The following is a 17,115-nucleotide window of genomic DNA, read 5'->3' as shown; positions in this document are numbered from 1 at the left end:
CGCTGGTTACGTGCGGGTGTTCGAGGACGGCGTGCGCGGCGGGATTCCGAGCCGGTCACGCGGGGCCCGGGAGCCCCACCTTCACCACGTCGCCGATGACGATGACGGCCGGGGGCCGCACCTCGTGGGTGCGCACCGCATCGGCGACCGTGCCGAGCGTCGCGTCGACGCGGCGCTGGGCCGCCGTGGTGCCCTCCTGGATCAGGGCGAGGGGGGTGTCGGCGGCCTTGCCGTGGGCGACCAGGGCTTCCGCGATCTTGCCGATCTTGTCGACGCCCATGAGGATCACGAGGGTGCCGCGCAGCTTGGCCAGGGACTCCCAGTCGACCAGGGAGCGCTCGTCGTCCGGCGCCACATGGCCGCTGACCACGGTGAACTCATGGGCGACGCCGCGGTGGGTGACCGGGATGCCGCCCGCCGAGGGGACGGAGATCGAGCTGGAGATGCCGGGGACCACCGTGCAGGCGATGCCCGCCTCGGCGAGCGCCTGGGCCTCCTCCATGCCGCGCCCGAAGACGTAGGGGTCGCCGCCCTTGAGGCGGACGACGGCCTTGCCCTGCTTGGCGTGCTCGATCAGGGCGTTGTTGATCGCTTCCTGGGCCATGAACCGCCCGTACGGGATCTTCGCGGCGTCGATGACCTCGACGTGCGGCGGCAGCTCGTCGAGCAGATCGCGGGGGCCGAGCCGGTCGGCGATGACGACGTCCGCGGCGGCGAGCAGGCGTCGGCCGCGGACCGTGATCAGGTCGGGGTCGCCGGGGCCGCCGCCGACCAGGGCGACGCCGGGGGTCCGGGTGCGCAGGTGCGGGGCGACGAGGCTGCCGTCGCGCAGGCCCTCGACGACCGCGTCGCGGATGGCGGCGGTGCGGCGGGGGTCGCGGTCCTGGATGTCGCTGGACAGGACCGCGACGGTGACGCCCTCGGAGCGGCCGGTGGCGGGGGTCCAGGCGGTGGCCGCCTCGGCGTCGTCGGAGCGCACGCACCAGACGCGGTGCTGCTCTGCCTCGGCGGAGGCGCGGGTGTTCGCGTCGGGGTCGCTGGTGGCGATCAGGGCGTACCAGGCGTCCTTGAGGTCACCGGTCTCGTACCTGCGCCTGGTCCAGGTGATCTCGCCCGCGTCGGCCATCGCTTCCACGGAGGGCTTGGCCGAGGGGGACACGAGGGTGATGTCCGCGCCCGCCTTGATGAGGGCCGGGAGGCGGCGCTGGGCGACCTGGCCGCCGCCGAGGACGACGACACGGCGGCCGGTCAGGCGGAGGCCTACGGGGTAGGCGGGGTTTTCGGCCATGGCTCTACGGCTCCTCGTGCGGGCGGAGTCTTGATGGTGCGGTACCGCTGCGGCGCTGGAGCGGCTGTTTGACGTGCGGGTTCAGTATGGCGGGGGCGGGACCGGGGGTCTCCCCCAGCCCCGCCCCGGTCCCGAAAACAGGCGCTTCGCCCCGCGGCGGCTACTTCTCGGTGACGCCCGCCGAGTCGAAGGTGGCCACCTCGTGCATGGCGCGGGCGGCGCTCTGGACGATCGGCAGGGCCAGGAGCGCGCCCGTGCCCTCGCCGAGGCGGAGGTCCAGGTCGACCAGCGGGCGCAGGCCCAGCTTGTTCAGGGCCGCCACATGGCCGGGCTCCGCGCTGCGGTGGCCCGCGATGCAGGCGGCGAGGACCTCGGGGGCGATGGCGCGGGCCACCAGGGCGGCGGCACCGGCGCTGACGCCGTCCAGGATCACCGGCGTACGCAGGGACGCGCCGCCGAGGAGCAGGCCCACCATGGCCGCGTGCTCCAGGCCGCCGATCGCCGCGAGGACGCCGATCGGGTCCGCGGGGTCGGGCTTGTGCAGGTCCAGGGCGCGCCGGACCACCTCGACCTTGCGGGTGTGCATCTCGTCGTTGATGCCCGTGCCGCGGCCGGTGACCTCGGCGGGGTCGGTGTCGGTGTAGACGGAGATGAGGGCCGCGGACGCGGTGGTGTTCGCGATGCCCATCTCGCCGGTCAGCAGCGCCTTGTTGCCCGCGGCCACGAGGTCGCGGGCCGTCTCGATGCCGACCTCGACGGCCGCCTTGACCTCTTCGCGGGACAGGGCGGGCCCGGTCGTCATGTCGGCCGTGCCCGCGCGGACCTTGCGGGGCAGCAGGCCCGGGGTGGCGGGCAGTTCGCTCGCCACGCCCACGTCGATGACGCAGACCTCGGCGCCCACCTGGTTCGCGAAGGCGTTGCAGACCGCGCCGCCGCCGAGGAAGTTGGCGACCATCTGCGCGGTCACCTCCTGGGGCCAGGCGGTGACGCCCTGGGCGTGCACGCCGTGGTCGCCCGCGAAGATCGCGACGGCCGCGGGCTCCGGGATGGGCGGCGGGCACATCCGGGAGAGGCCGGAGAGCTGGGCGGAGATGATCTCCAGCATGCCGAGGGCGCCCGGCGGCTTCGTCATCCGCTTCTGGCGTTCCCACGCCTCGCCGAGCGCCTTGGCGTCCAGCGGGCGGATGTTGGAGACGGTCTCGGCGAGCAGGTCGTGCGGGTCCTCGCCGGGCAGGGCGCGACGGCCGTACGTCTCCTCGTGGACGACCCAGGACAGCGGACGGCGCTTGGACCAGCCCGCCTGCATCAGCTCGGGCTCGTCCGGGAACTCGTCGACGTACCCCACGCACAGGTAGGCGACGACTTCGAGGTGCTCGGGCAGGCCGAGGGCGCGGACCATCTCGCGCTCGTCGAAGAAGCTGACCCAGCCGACCCCGAGGCCTTCGGCGCGCGCGGCGAGCCAGAGGTTCTCGACGGCGAGCGCCGAGGAGTAGGGGGCCATCTGCGGCTGGGTGTGGCGGCCGAGGGTGTGGCGGCCGCCGCGGGTCGGGTCGGCGGTGACGACGATGTTCACCGGCGTGTCGACGATGGCCTCGATCTTCAGTTCCTTGAACTGCTTCGCGCGGCCCTTGGGGAGGGACTTGGCGTACGCGTCGCGCTGGCGCATGGCCAGTTCGTGCATCGAGCGCCGGGTGTCGGCGGACTTGATGACGACGAAGTCCCAGGGCTGGGAGTGGCCGACCGACGGGGCGGTGTGCGCGGCCTCCAGGACGCGGAGCAGCACCTCGTGCGGGATGGCGTCGCTGCGGAAGCCGTTGCGGATGTCGCGGCGCTCGCGCATCACGCGCAGGACGGCCTCGCGCTCGGCGTCGCCGTAGCCCGGGGCAGCGGTGCCGGGGGATGCGGCGGGCTCGGCGAGGTCGGCGTCCACGACGGCGTCCGCATCTGCGGTTGCGTCTGCAGCTGCGTCGGCGTCTGCGAGTGCCTCTGCCGGTGCTTCTTCCGCTGCCTCTGCCAGGGGTGCCAGGGCGTCGGCGGCCGCCGCGGGCGCGACCATCAGGATCTCCGGGGCTTCGGCGTCCTGGGCGTCACCCGCCTCGGGGGCTTCCGGTGCGGCGGCAGGTGCGAGGAGCTCGGGGCCCTCGACCGTCTCGGGCAGGGGTGCGGGCGCAGGCGCGGCTGCGTGGGCAGGCGCGGGTGCGGATGCTTCAGGCGCTTCGGCCATCTCGGGTGCTTCGGCCACTTCGGTCACTTCGTTCGCTTCGATCGGTTCGAACGAGATGACTTCGTCGGCCTCGTCCAACTCGTCGGCCGGGTCGGCCGTCTCGGGGGCGGCCGGGAACTCGGTCGGAGCCGCCGCTGAGGAGACAATACGGGGCACACCGGAGACGGGCGGGCCCTGGGGGGTCTCCGCGGTCCCTGCCGCCACCAGCCCGTCCACCGGGAGCGGCTCGCTCCCTGCACTCTCCTGCGCCGCCGTCTCCTGCACTGCCGTCTCCGGCGCGGGAGCCGGTTCGGCGGCGGGCAGCGTCGTGGGCAGGGCGCCGTCGCGCGGAGCGGGCACCGCGGGAGCGGCCTGCTGGTCGGCGTCGGGCGTCACGTCGGTGGGCGCGGAGCCTTCGGGGACGACGGGCTCGGCGACCGGGGCCTCGGCTGCTGCCGGGGGTTCAGCGGTCGCGGCCGCTGCGGTCGGCGCCTCGTGGGCGTCGGCGGCCGGGTCCTCCTGGGGGACGACCATCGGGTGCGGCGGCGTCGGGGCCAGGTGGGGCGTGGTCGGGACCGAGCCGTCGACCGGCACGAACTGGCCGATGGGCGCGGGGACTTGGGCACCGTCGAACCCACCGGGGAGCGGGGCGCCCATGGGCACGGCGGGGCCCTGAGGGGTCTGCCCCTCGGGGTGCTGCGGGCCCGGCGCGGCGTGCCTGGCCTCGGGGGCGAAGCCGGGCTGAGCGGCTTCGTCGGCGTGCGGAAGCGGCGCGCCGTCCCACGGCTGGGCGGAGGCGACGGCGAACGCGGGCTGCCTGACGGCGGCGGGCACGGCCTGGGCGAACGCGGGCTGCTCCGCCACCGGGAACTGCTGCTCCTCCGCCGGGACCTGGCCGAGCTCGGCGCCCTGCTGCGCCGCCGGGGCGGCCTGACCGGCACCGGAGTCCGCGGCGTGCGGGAACGCGGGGGCGGCGGGACCGGCGGCCCCGGCCGCGGCGTACTGCGCCTCTGCGGGCAGCGCGAAGGAGGCGGCGTCCTGGACTTGCGGTGCTTCTGCGGGCTGTGGTGCTTCTGTGGCCCGCAGCGCTTCTGTGGTCTGTGGTGCAGGTGCGACGGATACGGCTCCCGTGGCATCTGTGACGTCTGGGACGACCGTTTCTGCTGGTGCGGGATACGCACCCTGCCCGGTCTGCTCCTGGTCCTGCCCCTGTCTCAGCGGCGCCCACGGCGAACCGGCCTGCGGCGGGATCTCACCGAGCTGCGGGCCGGGCAGCGGCAGCCCCGCGTCGTCCCGCGGGATGTCGAGGTACTCGGGCCCGGTCGGCGGCCCCGCATGGCGTGCCGGTACGGCGTGCTGCGGTGCGGGCGCCGCACCCGCGGGACCACGGTCGGCGAGCGAGCGCACCGGGCTCCCCGAGCCGTCCGGCACGGCCGGACCCGACGGGCCGCGGTGCAGTGGACGACGGGCGGGACCGGGGTGGGAGGGAGCGGGCGCGCCGCCGGGCAGCCGGATGCCGTTCAGGTCGACCGAGCCGCTGTCCCTGCCGGACGTCTCGTGCGGCCCCGGCTGATGGGCGGCGTGGGCGGCAGGGGCGGCCTGACCGGCGTACCCGCCCTGCCCCACCGGCTGCTGCCCCTCGACGGCCTGCCCCGGAAGGCGGCCGTGAGCGGGTGCCTGACCGTGGCCGGGCGCCTGGACATGGCCGTGCACCGGCCCCACGAGCCCGTCGCCCCACCCGCCCTGGGCGCCCGGCATCAGCAGCAGGTCGTCCTCATCGGCAGGGGCGGCTGCGGGGGCAGCGGGGGCGGCGGGGGCGGCGGCGTCTACGAAGGTGTACGCACCCGGAGCGGGACCGCCCGGCTGCTGCGCCCCCATGCCCTGCACGGGCCCGGAAGGCACATCACTGCCTGCGCCCTCCGGCAGCCCCTCACCCGGGACCTGGCCGGTGTCGGTCATGCGTAACCCCTCGCCCATCGGTTAGTGCTTCTTCGACCGTCCCTCAGCCTTCGTTCGGCCGGGGAGGTCCCATTGCCCGGAGCGGCGCACCAACCGCCCGTCATCCTCAACGAGCGTGCGCGCCCCGCGGCACGAACCGCGCGCCGGACAACAGGCATTGTCCCTGTCGGTCCGCCGCCGTGGCAGCTTGATCGGCCACGGCCCGCTGTGGACTGCGCCACGTTGCGCATCCTCCGGTCATGCCGTACCGCACACCCCCCAAAAACGGGCGAGCTTTCCGGACATTGACCAACGAACTGCTGGGCGCCCGGGTGCAGTACAACGATCGGCCAGCCTACCCCGCACCGCGCGCCGGCAGGGTCACGGGGAACGGTCGGGCAGCCGCCCCGAGAGCAGGAACACCACGGTCCGCTTCTCCTCCCGCCAAGCCCGTGTGTCGAGCTCCACGGATTGCAGGAGGGCGCATTCGACGGCGTATCCGTGCTCGCTCAGATCCCTGCCGATGAGTTCGGCGGCGTCGCGTGTCGCGGCGTGGGTCACGATGCGTTCCGGGCGGCGGTCGGCGACCGCGGAGACCACCGCGGCTCCCCCGCCCCCGACCCGTACGACATCGGGTTCGGGCAGGTCTTCGAGGATGTGCGGGGCGATGCCGTGCACGGTCTGCGCCTGGACGCCGAAGCGGCGGACGGCGGCCGTCGTGCGGCCGAGGGCGTCGGGGTCGCTGTCGACGGCGATCACCGCGGCGCCGAAGCGCGCCGCCTCCGCGGTGAAGGCGCCGCTGCCGCAGCCGATGTCCCAGACGAGGTCTCCCGCGCGCGGGCCGAGGCGTGCGAGTTGCGCGGCGCGCAGCCGGTCGCTCTCCCCCTCGCCGAGCCAGATGTCGCCGCCGTACTCCGCGGCGGGCAGCGCCCAGCCGCGCGGGCCCGCGCCCGGTTCGCGCCCCATGATCCAGCCGGTGTCGGCGGCCGCGGCGGCGCCGCCGATGACGATCACGACGTTCGGGTCGCGCCAGGCGTGGTCGGCGGCCTTGTCGGAGGTGACGACGGAGACCTGCTCGCGTTCGGTGCCGAGCTCCTCGCAGATCACGAAGGTGCGGTGGACGCCCTGGAGCAGCAGGCCGAGTTCCGCGGGTCCCGCGCCGGGCGAGGTGAGGACGGCGACCTTGTTGTGGGCGCGGCAGACGTTCACGGCGCGGCGCAGGGTGCGGCGGTGGGCGACCACGACCTCGGCGTCGTCCCACGGCATGCCCGCGCGGGCGAAGGCCTGGGCGACGGAGGAGACGGCGGGCACCACTTCGACCTCAAGGCCGAATTCCGGGGCGCGCAGGGTGCGTACGACACCAAAGAAGCCCGGGTCGCCGTCGGCGAGCACGACGGCGGTGCCGCGGTGGGCGGCGATGCGGCGGGCGGCGAGGCCCACGCTGCCGAGGCGGATCCTTTCGGCGCGGGCCGGGAGCTCGTCCAGCGCCAAGTGGTGGCCCGCGCCCGCCACCAGCGTCGCGGCGCTGAGCGCGGAGCGTGCCGCGGCGGTCAGCGGCGTGCCGTCCCAGCCGATCACCGTGACCCGGTCGGCCATCGTCGTCTGTCTCCTGGGTTCTCGCGGGTCGTCAGTGCGGGGCGGCATCCGCTGGGGCGCGGTGGGCACGCGGCCCGGAGCGAGCGTACCTGCTGGGACCGGTACTCAGTTCCAGTCGGAGTAGGCGGAGAATCCGCTGTCGGCGAGGCTCTCGGAGACGCCCTCGAGATCTTCGGGGAGCAGGCTCCACACGATGAGGTCGGTGCGCTGCTCGAGCCAGCCGCCGAACGGATCGCCGCCGTTCCTCGCGCGCGCTATCCAGGCGCCACGCAGGACGCCCTCGCTGATGCAGCCGATCTTCTGCGCGACCTGCTGGGCCGCGGTGTTGTCGGCGGCGGTGCGCAGCTCTATGCGTTCGAACTGCTGGTCGTGGAAGAGCCATTGGGCGGTGGCGAGCGCCGCCTCGGAGGCGTACCCCTCGCCGCGGGCCCAGGGGGCGACGACGTAGTTCAGCTCGGTGGAGCGCACCCGCCAGTCGGTGCCCCGGAGTTGGATGATGCCGACAAGACGCTGGGTGAGGAACTCGGTGACGGCGAGGACGATGCCGCGGCCCTCGGAGCGCTCGGCGGGGGCGAGGCGGGCGATCCAGTCGCGCGCGTCGGCCTCGGTGTAGGGCTGGGGCACGGCGGTCCAGGCCGTGACGAGCTCGTCGTTCATCATCTCCGCGTACGCGGGGACGTCCGCCTCTTCGAGAGGGCGCAGCATCAACCGCTCCGTGCTGATGGAGATGTCGGGGAACCCCGATGTGCCCGCTTTGCCCGAGGAGGCTGTAGTCATGCGCCGCTCCATACCCTTCATAGACCTGAAGGACCTTCACCTTTCGGTCTTCTGAAGTGCCCAGCATGCAGCATGCACGGGCACAGACGCACCACGGGGTCCTCTCCGGATGGCGGAGAGGACCCCGTTGGTGTCACGCGCGCGGGAGGCCGGTCAGCCCGTCTCGACGGGCAGGACGGACCCCTTGTACTTGTCCTCGATGAACTTCTTCACCTCGGGCGACCGCAGCAGTTTGGCCAGCTTCTGGACCTGCGGGTCGTCCTTGTCGCCCTTCTTCACGGCGAGGACGTTGTTGTAGGGATTGCCCTTCGAGGACTCCAGAAGGATGGCGTCCTTCTTGGGGCTCAGGTCGGCGTCGAGCGCGTAGTTGTTGTTGATGACCGCCGCGTCGAGGTCGTCGAGCGAGCGCGGCAGCTGGGCCGGTTCGAGCGGCTTGACGGTGAGCTTCTTCGGGTTGGACGTGATGTCCTCGGGCGTCGCGGTTCCTCCGACGCCCTTCTTGAGCCCGATGAGGCCCTGGGAGGCGAGCAGTTGGAGCGCCCGTCCCTCGTTGGTCGTGTCGTTCGGAACGCCGACGGTGGCCCCTTCGGGGAGCTTCGCGACGTCCTCGATCTTCTTCGCGTACACGCCCATCGGCGGCAGGTACACCTCGGTGACCGGTACCAGGTCCGTCTTCTTCGACTCGTTGAAGTCTTCGAGGTACGGGGTGTGCTGGTACAGGTTGGCGTCGAGGGAGCCCTCCTGGAGCGCGGTGTTCGGCGTGACGTAGTCCGTGAACTCCGTGATCTGGAGGTCGAGACCCGCCTTCTTCGCGAGGTTCTGCTGGATGTACGTGAGGACTTCACCGGCCGGGGTCGGCGTGGCCCCGACCACGAGCTTGTCGTCGCTCCTGGCGTCCCCGCCGCACGCGGTGAGGCCCAGAGCCAGGGTCAGGGTCCCCGCCGCGGCGGCGATGGCGGACGTACGCACGGTCAGAACGCCGCGACGACGGCGCCGTCGTACTTCTCGTCGATGAACTTCTTGACCTCGGGCGAGGTGAGGAGCTTGGCGAGCTTCTTCACGCGCGGGTCGTTCTCGTCGCCCTTCTTCACGGCGAGGAAGTTGCCGTAGGGGTTGCCCTTGGCGGGCTCGGCGACGATGGCGTCCTTGGCGGGGCTGAGCGCGGGCTTGGCCTCCAGGGCGTAGTTGCCGTTGATCACCGCGGCGTCGACATCGCTCAGGGTGCGGGGCACCGTGGGGGCTTCGAGCTCCTTGAACGAGATGTTCTTGGGGTTCTTGGCGATGTCCTTGGGGGTGGCCTCGTAGCCCACGCCCTTCTTGAGCTCGATGATGCCGTTGTCCGCGAGGAGCTTGAGCGCGCGGGCCTCGTTGGTGGTGTCGTTCGGAATGGCGACGGTGGCGCCGTTCTTCAGCTCACCGAGCTTCTTGACCTTCTTGGAGTACACGCCGAGCGGCTCCAGGTGAACCGTGGCTCCCGGGACGGGCACGATGTCGGTGCCGCGCTTCTTGTTGAAGTCGTCCAGGTACGGCTTGTGCTGGAAGTAGTTGGCGAAGACCTCGCCCTGCTCCACGGCCGTGTTCGGCGTGACGTAGTCGGTGAATTCCTTCACCTCGAGGTCGAGACCGGCCTTCTTGGCGAGGTTCTTCTGGACGTAGTCCAGGATCTCGCCCTGCGGCATCGGCGTCGCGGCGACGATGAGCTTGCCGTCCTTGTCGGCGGCGGAGCCCTTGTCGGAGCCACAGGCCGAGAGCCCGAGGGTGAGGGCTCCGACGGCGAGGACAGCGGTGGTGATCTTGGCGGTGTTACGCACGAAAAGTGCCTTTCTCCATGGGTGGTGCAGCCCCGCGGGGTGCGCGGGGAAGTCCTGGTGACCGTTGCGTCAGCCGGTCTTGGTGACCGATTCGGCGGCGGCGGTGCCGGGCAGTACGCCCCGCAGCGGCCGGAACAGCAGCAGCGGCCCAGAGCCGCCGCCGCGCTTGTGCAGTCGGCGGGCCGCGAAGTCGCCCGCGAACTGGATGATCGAGATGACCACGGCGAGGATCGCCACGGTGATCCACATCAGCTCGGTCTCGAAGCGCTGGTAGCCGTAGCGCAGGGCGAGGTCGCCCAGGCCGCCGCCGCCGACCGTGCCCGCCATGGCGGAGTAGCCGATGAGCGCGACGATCGTGGTGGTGGCGCCCGAGATCAGCGAGGGGAGCGACTCGGGGACGAGGACCTTGCGCACGACGGTCCAGGTGGAGCCGCCCATCGACTGCACGGCCTCGACGAGCCCGCCGTCGACCTCGCGGATCGAGGTCTCCACCAGGCGTGCGAAGAACGGGATGGCGCCGACGGCCAGCGGCACGAGGGCGGCCTCACGGCCGATCGTGGTGCCGGTGATCCAGCGCGTGAAGCCCATCAGGGCGACCATGAGGATGATGAAGGGCATCGAGCGCGCGATGTTCACGATCTGCCCGATCACCTTGTTGAGGAAGGCGTTCTGCAGCAGCCCGCCGCGCTCGGTGAGGACGAGCAGGACGCCGAGCGGCAGTCCGGCGACGACGGCTATCAGCGTCGACCAGCCCACCATGTAGAGGGTGTCCCAACAGGCCTGCTCCAGCAGGGGCTGCATCTCCGACCAGGTCACTTGGCACCTTCCTTGACCAGCAGCGTCGCGTCCTTCGGCGTGGGCGCGGGGTCTTCGCCCGCGATCTCCACCTGGAGTCCCTGCTCCCGCAGGAAGCCGATCGGGACGACGTTCTCCTCGAAGCGTCCGGGCAGCTCGATGCGCATGCGGCCGACCTGCTTGCCCGCGACGGTGTCCATCGCGGCGCCGAGGATCGAGATGTCGATGTTGTACGTGCGCGACAGCTGGGAGATGACCGGCTGGGTCGCGGCCTCCCCGTGGAAGGTCACGTCGACGACGGTGCGGTCGGCGCCGGTGGCGTCGCCGCTGACCGGGAAGAGCGCGGCGGCGAGCTCGGAGCCGGGCGTCGCGAGCAGCTCGCTGACGGTGCCGGACTCGATGATCTGTCCGCGCTCCATGAGGGCGGCGGAGTCGCAGACGCTCTTGACGACGTCCATCTCGTGCGTGATGAGCAGGACGGTCAGGCCGAGCTGCTGGTTGAGGTCGCGCAGGAGCTGGAGGATGGAGCGGGTGGTCTCGGGGTCGAGGGCGCTGGTCGCCTCGTCGGAGAGCAGCACCTTCGGGTCGCCCGCCAGAGCGCGGGCGATGCCGACGCGCTGCTTCTGGCCGCCGGAGAGCTGGGCCGGATAGGACTTGGCCTTGTCGGCGAGGCCCACCAGGTCGAGGAGTTCGAGGGCCTTGCGGGAGCGCTCCTGGCCGGAGAGGCCGAGGATCTCCAGCGGCAGCTCGACGTTGTCCTGCACGGTCCGCGAGGAGAGCAGGTTGAAGTGCTGGAAGACCATGCCGATGCGGTTGCGGGCCCGGCGCAGTTCCTTGCCCGCGCGGGCGCCGCGGCCCGCCAGGGCGGTGAGGTCCTGACCGGCGACGGTCACGGTGCCGGAGGTGGGGCGCTCCAGGAGGTTGACGCAGCGGATCAGGGAGGACTTGCCGGCGCCGGACTGGCCGATGACGCCGTACACCTCGCCTTCGCGGACGTGCAGGTCGACTCCGTCGAGGGCGGTTACTTCACGACCGCGTGAGCGGTAGACCTTGGTGAGGCCGGAAGTGGTGATCACAGGGGTTTCCGTCACTGTCGAGTGCGCGGCGCGGGGTGGCCGGGCACGGGGCATTCGTTCGGAACGCGGCACGGTTCTCGCGGTGGTGGTGCGGTGGAACCGGAGGACGTGTGCGCGGGGCGGGCTCGCTTCCTACGTCGACTTGTCGACTCCGTCGGGACCGGGTCAAACGGTTCCGTCGATCAGGAGCGCGGCACAGCGGCTTCGCTTCGGGGCGCGAGGCTCTTCAGTGGTGCGGGGGCCCTCAGAAGGCGCACATTCGACACATACAACGAGCACCGGGCGTCGTGATCGCCTCGGTCGCAAGGGTGCGGCTGCTCGTCGTGGTCATGGGCCCAAGTAAAACACGCGTGAGGTCGCTGTCCACCACCGCTGTCCGTATACCGGACAGCGGTGGGACGGCTGCGAACGCCGGGGACGGACGGTTCAGCCGGCGATCTCGATCTCCACGCCGCCCGTCGTGGCCTGCGCGGACACGGCGGAGAGGTCCTTCACGACTACGTCGGCGAGGCCGTCGGAGAGCTCCGACGCCTGGTGGGTTGTGGTCAACGCCACGGTCTTCATGCCCGCGGCCCGGCCCGCCTGCAGGCCCGCGGGCGCGTCCTCGAAGACGACGCAGCGGGCGGGGTCGACGCCGAGCTTGTCGGCGGCGAGGAGGAAGGGCTCCGGGTCGGGCTTGCCGCGCGTGATGTCGTCGGCGGCGATGACGAGGCCGGGGCGCAGACCCACCTCGGCGAGCCGGGCCTCGCCCAGGGCGCGGGTCGCGGAGGTCACCACGGCCCAGCGGTCGGCGGGCAGCGACTCCAGGAGCTCGCGGGTGCCGGGCAGCAGGACGACGCCGCCCGCGACGTCGGAGACCTCCAGCTCCTCGATGCGGGCGACGGCCTCGGCGATCTTCTCCGGCGGCAGCAGATCGGCGGCGATCTCGGCGGCGGGGCGCCCGTGCAGCTCGACCGCGGCGAATTCCTCGGCGGTGATCCCGTACTCCTGCGCCCACCGCGACCAGCAGCGATACACCGACTCCATGGAGGAGATGAGGGTGCCGTCGTTGTCGAACAGGAGCGCGTCAGCATGGATCTTCATAGTCATCGAGCGTACGGGGCACCCCCGTGGGACGTGCAACGGGCCGAGGGCCGCGCGCAACGGGCCGAAGGCCCCGTAATAAAGTCACGGACATGCTTGTTGCCCTGACGATCGCGACCTCCGTGGCCGCGCTCGCCCTCGCCGCATGGTGCGGTTTCGCCGCCTACCGCGACCAGCCGACCAAGGACTGGCACTTCATCGGGATGGGCATCGTGACCCTCCTGGCCGCCGTCCAGCTGATCGCCGGAATCGTGCAGCTCGCCCGCGGCGAGCACGCGGACCAGGGCACGACGATCTTCGTGGCGTATCTGATCGGCGCTTTCGCCTGTGTGCCCGCGGCGGGCTTCATGTCCCTCGCCGAGCGCAGCCGCTGGGGCTCCCTGACGGTCGCCGCGGGCGGCGTGGTCCTCGCCGTGCTCGAAGTGCGGCTCTACGACATCTGGGGAGGCTGAGGTGACGGTGGGCGAAGAGAGCGAGCCCCGTGACACCCGCCAGAAGCTGATCACCGGTCCGGGCATCCTGCTGGTGTGGCTGTACGGCGTGATGGTGGTCGGCGCCGTGTCCCGCTCGGCCGTGCAGATCTCCACGGACTTCGACAAGGCCCCGCTCGCGTACTCGCTGTCGGCGGTCGCGGGGCTCGTCTACGGCTTCATCACGTACTCACTGGTGCGTGGCGGGACCACCGCCCGCACGGCGGCGCTGGTGTGCTGCGCCGCCGAGCTGGTGGGCGTGCTCGGCGTCGGGACCTGGACGCTGGTGGAGCCGTCCGCCTTCCCGGACGCCACGGTGTGGTCCGACTTCGGGATGGGCTATCTCTTCATCCCGGTGATCCTGCCCGTGACGGCGATCTTCTGGCTGAACAGGGCGCGGAAGGCGTCCGCGGGCTGAGCGGTTCCGCGCCCCTGACGGTCGGCTAGGCGCTGGTCACGTACGTCCCCGCGGCCACGTCCTTGGCGAGCGTCACCACCGTGAGGCGGTCGTCCACGCGCTGGCTGCTCACCGCCGCGTACCCGTGCTTCCTGTAGAGCTGCAGGTTCTGCTCGCTGCGGTGCCCCGTGAAGAGCTGGAAGCACTTGGCCGTGCCCGCGGCGCCGAGCCGCAGCTCGATCGCGTCGAGCAGGCGGCCGCCGAGGCCGTGCCGCTGCATCCTGGGGTGGACGATGAGCTTGCCGATCCGCGCCGTGCCGTCGGCGTCCACCGTGCCGCGCACGGATGCCACCACCTCGTCACCGAGCCGGGCCACCAGAACGGTGCCCGCGGCCAGCTCGCCCCTGAGGGACTCCAGGGACTGGGTCAGGGGTTCGATCGAGTAGTCGCCGTAGATCTCGGCCTCGCTCTGGTAGCAGAGGTACTGCAGTTTGAGGATCTGCTCCGCGGCGTCCTGGTCTTCTGCCGCCGCCACCGAGATGGTCACGCTCATGCCCATGTGTGCATGCCTCCCGCTCACCTGCTCCACCGGTTGTCTAACGCTCCATTCCCCACGGTGCAGGAGCCGCAACCTCCGCCGCCAGCATTCTGCGCAGGCATCCCAGGCATCGGGAACGTTCCGGTCCCAGACTCCCCTGTGACATTCCCAACTCCCCTGCGATTTCGCGGTAGGTGAGGTCCTTGGGAGACAGCAGTGCGGCCATGAGGCCGGGGCAGCGCCCGGGCAGCCTGCGCACCGCGGCGTGCAGGGTCCGGTCCCGGTCCGCGGACAGGGCGCGCTCCTCGGGCCCGCGCTCGGTGTCGTCGGCGGGCTCGGTCGCGTACGCCGCTTCCCGGCGGCTGGTGCGCCGGGTGCGGCGCGCCTCGGACTGCACGGCGCCGCGCAGCCACAGCGCGGGGTCGGCGGGCGGCCCCTCGGACTTCAGGCGCTCAAGGAGGCGCAGCCAGACGGCCTGCTCGAGGTCGCCGGGGTCCGTGCCGGAGCCGAGCGCCTCCGCGGACGCCTCGGCGGCGAGCAGCGGGCGCAGGGTGGGGATGAGCGCGGGGATGAGGTCGTTCGTCATGCCCGGCGGGACGCGGCCGCTCCGGTACGAGGTTTCCGGAGCGGCCGCCTCTCACCCCAAACGGGGCCGTGACCTCACCGGTTGACGAAGTCCGCGGCCGCGAGCAGGGCGGTGTCGCAGTTGTCGGAGAAGATCCCGTCGATGCCCGTCTCGAAGTACGCCTTGAAGGCGCCGAAGGCGTCGCCGTAGGCGTTCGGGTCGGTGCCCTTCCTGAAGTTCGCGGGCAGGAAGGTGTTCTCGTTGCGCATCGTGTACGGGTGCAGGATCAGGCCCGCCGCGTGCGCGTCCTTGACCAGCGTGGTCGGGGTGCCGAGGCTGCCGTCGGCCTTCCGTGGGATGACCAGGTCGAGGGTCGGGCCGATGCCCTGTGCGAAGCCCGCCATCCACTCCAGGCCCTCGGGCTTGATGAGGTCGGCGACGGTGCGCGGGTCGCCCGCCTCGACGAAGTCCCAGGGGCGGGAGTTCGCGGTGGACAGGAGCACGACGCGGGGCCCGGAGACCAGCTTGGCCAGCCGCTGGATGCTGCTGGGCTCGAAGGACTGCAGGAAGTTCGGCGAGTTCTTCTTGTGGCGGCCGAAGCGGCGCAGGAGCTTCGCGAGGGGCTCCTCCAGGCCGAGGCCCAGCTTGCGGAAGTACGTGGGGTGCTTGGTCTCGATGTGCAGCCAGACCGGCTTGCCGCGCTTGCGGCCCTCCTTCTCCGCCCAGCGGAGGACCTCTTCGAGGGTGGGGACGTCCCAGCGGCCGTCGTAGAGGGTGTTGCGCTGGCGGGTGCCGGGGATGCGCTCCTTGGCGCGCAGCGTCTTCAGCTCGGCGAGCGTGAAGTCCTCGGTGAACCAGCCGGTGAGCGAGGCTCCGTCCACGGACTTGGTGGTCTTGCGGGACGCGAACTCGGGGTGTGCCGAGACGTCCGTCGTCGCGGTGATGTCGTTCTCGTGACGGCATACGAGATGGCCGTCCTTGGTGGGCACCACGTCCTGCTCGATGACGTGCGCGCCCATGTCGAGGGCGAGCTGGTACGAGCCCAGGGTGTGTTCCGGCCGATAGCCGCTGGTGCCCCGGTGCGCGACGACCGTCGGCACCGGCAGGGACTTGTATCCGCCATGCCCGCCGTGCCCGCCGCCGTGCCGCTCGTCGGCTCTTGCCACGCCGGGCAGTCCGACCGCGGCGGTGCCCGCACCGAGGATCGCCGCCCCCAGTAGCGCTCGGCGCCCCGGGCTCGTCCCCGGCCGCTGCTGACCCGATTCCTGCGTCGCCATTGGCGCTCCTCCCGATGTCCCACTGCTTTGCACCTGACAAAGCGGGACCGATCGTAGGTGGCCGGGAGTGACGTGTGGGAGACCCCTGAAGGAACGGCGGGATGACGCGGCGTGGCGAGTGGGCGCACCATGGGAAGGGCGGCCTCCATTCGGCGGCCGCCACGCAGAGCGAAGTGTGCGCGTGACAAGGACCACTACTTCGGGCCACAGCATCCCCACGGGGATACGGTCGTCACACAGGCGACAACCTTGGGCAACACCGCACAGAATCAGGTCAACACTGCGTATCGAGTCCATGAACCCGATGTGCAAACGGCAGTGGCCCGCGAGTATCGTCCTCACCTGCATTTACTCGTCGTCGACCCGTTGACACCGGAGGGCCTGTTGTCCCGTCTAGCGCTCATCAAGGCAGTGCTCGGACCGATCTTGCGCCTGATGTTCCGCCCACGGGTAGAAGGCGCCGAGAACATTCCGGGTACCGGGCCCGTCATTCTGGCCGGAAACCATCTGACGTTCATCGACTCGATGATCATGCCGCTGGTGGCCAACCGTCCGGTGTACTTCATCGGCAAGGACGAGTACGTCACCGGCAAGGGCCTCAAGGGCCGCCTCATGGCGTGGTTCTTCACGGGCGTCGGCATGATCCCCGTGGACCGTGACGGCGGGCGCGGCGGTGTCGCGGCGCTGATGACCGGTCGGCGCATTCTGGACGACGGCAAGGTCTTCGGCATCTACCCCGAGGGCACGAGGTCTCCCGACGGGCGGCTGTACCGGGGTCGTACGGGCATCGCCCGGCTCACCCTCATGACGGGTGCGCCCGTCGTCCCCTTCGCGATGATCGGCACGGACAAGCTCCAGCCCGGCGGCAAGGGCCTGCCGCGGCCCGGCAAGGTGACGGTCCGCTTCGGCGAGGCGATGGAGTTCTCGCGGTACGACGGGATGGGCCGCGACCGCTATGTGCTGCGGGCGGTGACGGACTCCGTGATGACGGAGGTCATGCTGCTGTCCGGGCAGGAGTACGTGGACATGTACGCCACGAAGGCGAAGGCGGCGTAGCCGCTCGGTAACGGTTCTTACGGTGCGCCCGCACCGGGGCTGGGGTCTTCCCCGGCGCCGGGGCGGGCGTTCCCGTTTCCGCGCTCGGCGCGCAGGGTTGCCGGTCCTTCGGCTGCGGGTGGTGGGGGCTTGTCGCGCAGTTCCCCGCGCCCCTGAATGCCACCGCGGCCCGGCTCCTCGGGTGCGGGCCGCATGTGGCTTGTCGCGCAGTTCCCCGCGCCCCTGGGGCGGACCGCTCAGGTCAC

Annotated in this window: 15 protein-coding genes; 3 read left to right on the top strand and 12 right to left on the bottom strand. The window is 71.7% G+C overall.

What is annotated here, in order from left to right:
- Positions 1–55: 55 nt before the first annotated feature.
- The 9 genes from cobA to ABZV77_RS20485 form a co-directional block, all read right to left on the bottom strand.
- Positions 56–1,288: a uroporphyrinogen-III C-methyltransferase gene (gene cobA / locus ABZV77_RS20525; protein ID WP_356258569.1), complete on the bottom strand. Its 1,233-nt coding sequence runs from the start codon at positions 1,286–1,288 to the stop codon at positions 56–58.
- A 160-nt stretch (positions 1,289–1,448) separates the two neighbouring features.
- Positions 1,449–5,450 (bottom strand): nicotinate-nucleotide--dimethylbenzimidazole phosphoribosyltransferase, encoded by a 4,002-nt coding sequence (cobT, locus tag ABZV77_RS20520; protein ID WP_356258567.1) that lies wholly within the window; start codon positions 5,448–5,450, stop codon positions 1,449–1,451.
- 360 nt (positions 5,451–5,810) lie between these two features.
- Entirely contained in the window at positions 5,811–7,025 is a 1,215-nt protein-coding gene (gene cbiE / locus ABZV77_RS20515) for a precorrin-6y C5,15-methyltransferase (decarboxylating) subunit CbiE (protein WP_356258564.1), read from the bottom strand.
- 105 nt (positions 7,026–7,130) lie between these two features.
- Complete coding sequence (locus tag ABZV77_RS20510) at positions 7,131–7,802, bottom strand: GNAT family N-acetyltransferase (RefSeq protein ID WP_356258561.1); 672 nt, start codon at positions 7,800–7,802, stop codon at positions 7,131–7,133.
- Positions 7,803–7,955: 153 nt separating this feature from the next.
- Entirely contained in the window at positions 7,956–8,771 is an 816-nt protein-coding gene (locus ABZV77_RS20505; protein ID WP_356258559.1) for a MetQ/NlpA family ABC transporter substrate-binding protein, read from the bottom strand.
- A gap of 2 nt (positions 8,772–8,773) precedes the next feature.
- The gene (locus ABZV77_RS20500; RefSeq protein ID WP_356258556.1) at positions 8,774–9,613 is read right to left on the bottom strand and encodes a MetQ/NlpA family ABC transporter substrate-binding protein; all 840 of its coding nucleotides are present in this window, start codon (positions 9,611–9,613) and stop codon (positions 8,774–8,776) included.
- A gap of 69 nt (positions 9,614–9,682) precedes the next feature.
- Positions 9,683–10,429, bottom strand: a complete 747-nt coding sequence (locus ABZV77_RS20495) for a methionine ABC transporter permease (protein ID WP_356258553.1) — start codon at positions 10,427–10,429, stop codon at positions 9,683–9,685.
- On the bottom strand, positions 10,426–11,484 hold the full coding sequence (locus tag ABZV77_RS20490; protein WP_356258551.1) for an ATP-binding cassette domain-containing protein: 1,059 nt from the start codon (positions 11,482–11,484) through the stop codon (positions 10,426–10,428). Before ABZV77_RS20490 ends, ABZV77_RS20495 begins: the two co-directional genes overlap by 4 nt.
- A gap of 426 nt (positions 11,485–11,910) precedes the next feature.
- The gene (locus ABZV77_RS20485; protein ID WP_356258548.1) at positions 11,911–12,567 is read right to left on the bottom strand and encodes an HAD family hydrolase; all 657 of its coding nucleotides are present in this window, start codon (positions 12,565–12,567) and stop codon (positions 11,911–11,913) included.
- A gap of 92 nt (positions 12,568–12,659) precedes the next feature.
- Here ABZV77_RS20485 and ABZV77_RS20480 point away from each other — a divergent pair, with 92 nt between their 5' ends.
- Complete coding sequence (locus ABZV77_RS20480) at positions 12,660–13,019, top strand: hypothetical protein (RefSeq protein WP_356258545.1); 360 nt, start codon at positions 12,660–12,662, stop codon at positions 13,017–13,019.
- A gap of 1 nt (position 13,020) precedes the next feature.
- Positions 13,021–13,455 carry a hypothetical protein gene (locus ABZV77_RS20475; protein WP_356258543.1) on the top strand — a complete coding sequence of 145 codons (435 nt, stop codon included), beginning with the start codon at positions 13,021–13,023 and terminating at the stop codon, positions 13,453–13,455.
- Between the two features lie 25 nt (positions 13,456–13,480).
- Here ABZV77_RS20475 and ABZV77_RS20470 read toward each other — a convergent pair whose 3' ends face one another.
- From ABZV77_RS20470 to ABZV77_RS20460, 3 genes are all read right to left on the bottom strand, one after another.
- The gene (locus ABZV77_RS20470) at positions 13,481–13,993 is read right to left on the bottom strand and encodes a GNAT family N-acetyltransferase (RefSeq protein WP_356258541.1); all 513 of its coding nucleotides are present in this window, start codon (positions 13,991–13,993) and stop codon (positions 13,481–13,483) included.
- Positions 13,994–14,030: 37 nt separating this feature from the next.
- Positions 14,031–14,558: a sigma-70 family RNA polymerase sigma factor gene (locus ABZV77_RS20465; RefSeq protein WP_356258538.1), complete on the bottom strand. Its 528-nt coding sequence runs from the start codon at positions 14,556–14,558 to the stop codon at positions 14,031–14,033.
- 74 nt (positions 14,559–14,632) lie between these two features.
- Positions 14,633–15,814, bottom strand: a complete 1,182-nt coding sequence (locus ABZV77_RS20460) for a glycerophosphodiester phosphodiesterase (RefSeq protein ID WP_356258535.1) — start codon at positions 15,812–15,814, stop codon at positions 14,633–14,635.
- Positions 15,815–16,249: 435 nt separating this feature from the next.
- Here ABZV77_RS20460 and ABZV77_RS20455 point away from each other — a divergent pair, with 435 nt between their 5' ends.
- On the top strand, positions 16,250–16,870 hold the full coding sequence (locus ABZV77_RS20455; protein ID WP_356258532.1) for a lysophospholipid acyltransferase family protein: 621 nt from the start codon (positions 16,250–16,252) through the stop codon (positions 16,868–16,870).
- The last annotated feature ends 245 nt before the right edge of the window (positions 16,871–17,115 follow it).

This window comes from Streptomyces sp. NPDC004732, from assembly GCF_040609235.1.
Taxonomy (GTDB): domain Bacteria; phylum Actinomycetota; class Actinomycetes; order Streptomycetales; family Streptomycetaceae; genus Streptomyces.
Note: the sequence above shows the minus strand (reverse complement) of the source record. Positions and strands in the feature narration are given on the sequence as shown.

Excerpts from the sequence above, each read along its gene's own strand:
- cobA (WP_356258569.1), bottom strand. The coding sequence starts at position 1,288 with ATGGCCGAAAACCCCGCCTACCCCGTAGGCCTCCGCCTGACCGGCCGC.
- cobT (WP_356258567.1), bottom strand. The coding sequence starts at position 5,450 with ATGACCGACACCGGCCAGGTCCCGGGTGAGGGGCTGCCGGAGGGCGCA.
- cbiE (WP_356258564.1), bottom strand. The coding sequence starts at position 7,025 with ATGGCCGACCGGGTCACGGTGATCGGCTGGGACGGCACGCCGCTGACC.
- ABZV77_RS20510 (WP_356258561.1), bottom strand. The coding sequence starts at position 7,802 with ATGACTACAGCCTCCTCGGGCAAAGCGGGCACATCGGGGTTCCCCGAC.
- ABZV77_RS20485 (WP_356258548.1), bottom strand. The coding sequence starts at position 12,567 with ATGAAGATCCATGCTGACGCGCTCCTGTTCGACAACGACGGCACCCTC.
- ABZV77_RS20480 (WP_356258545.1), top strand. The coding sequence starts at position 12,660 with ATGCTTGTTGCCCTGACGATCGCGACCTCCGTGGCCGCGCTCGCCCTC.
- ABZV77_RS20470 (WP_356258541.1), bottom strand. The coding sequence starts at position 13,993 with ATGGGCATGAGCGTGACCATCTCGGTGGCGGCGGCAGAAGACCAGGAC.
- ABZV77_RS20465 (WP_356258538.1), bottom strand. The coding sequence starts at position 14,558 with ATGACGAACGACCTCATCCCCGCGCTCATCCCCACCCTGCGCCCGCTG.
- ABZV77_RS20460 (WP_356258535.1), bottom strand. The coding sequence starts at position 15,814 with ATGGCGACGCAGGAATCGGGTCAGCAGCGGCCGGGGACGAGCCCGGGG.
- ABZV77_RS20455 (WP_356258532.1), top strand. The coding sequence starts at position 16,250 with ATGTTCCGCCCACGGGTAGAAGGCGCCGAGAACATTCCGGGTACCGGG.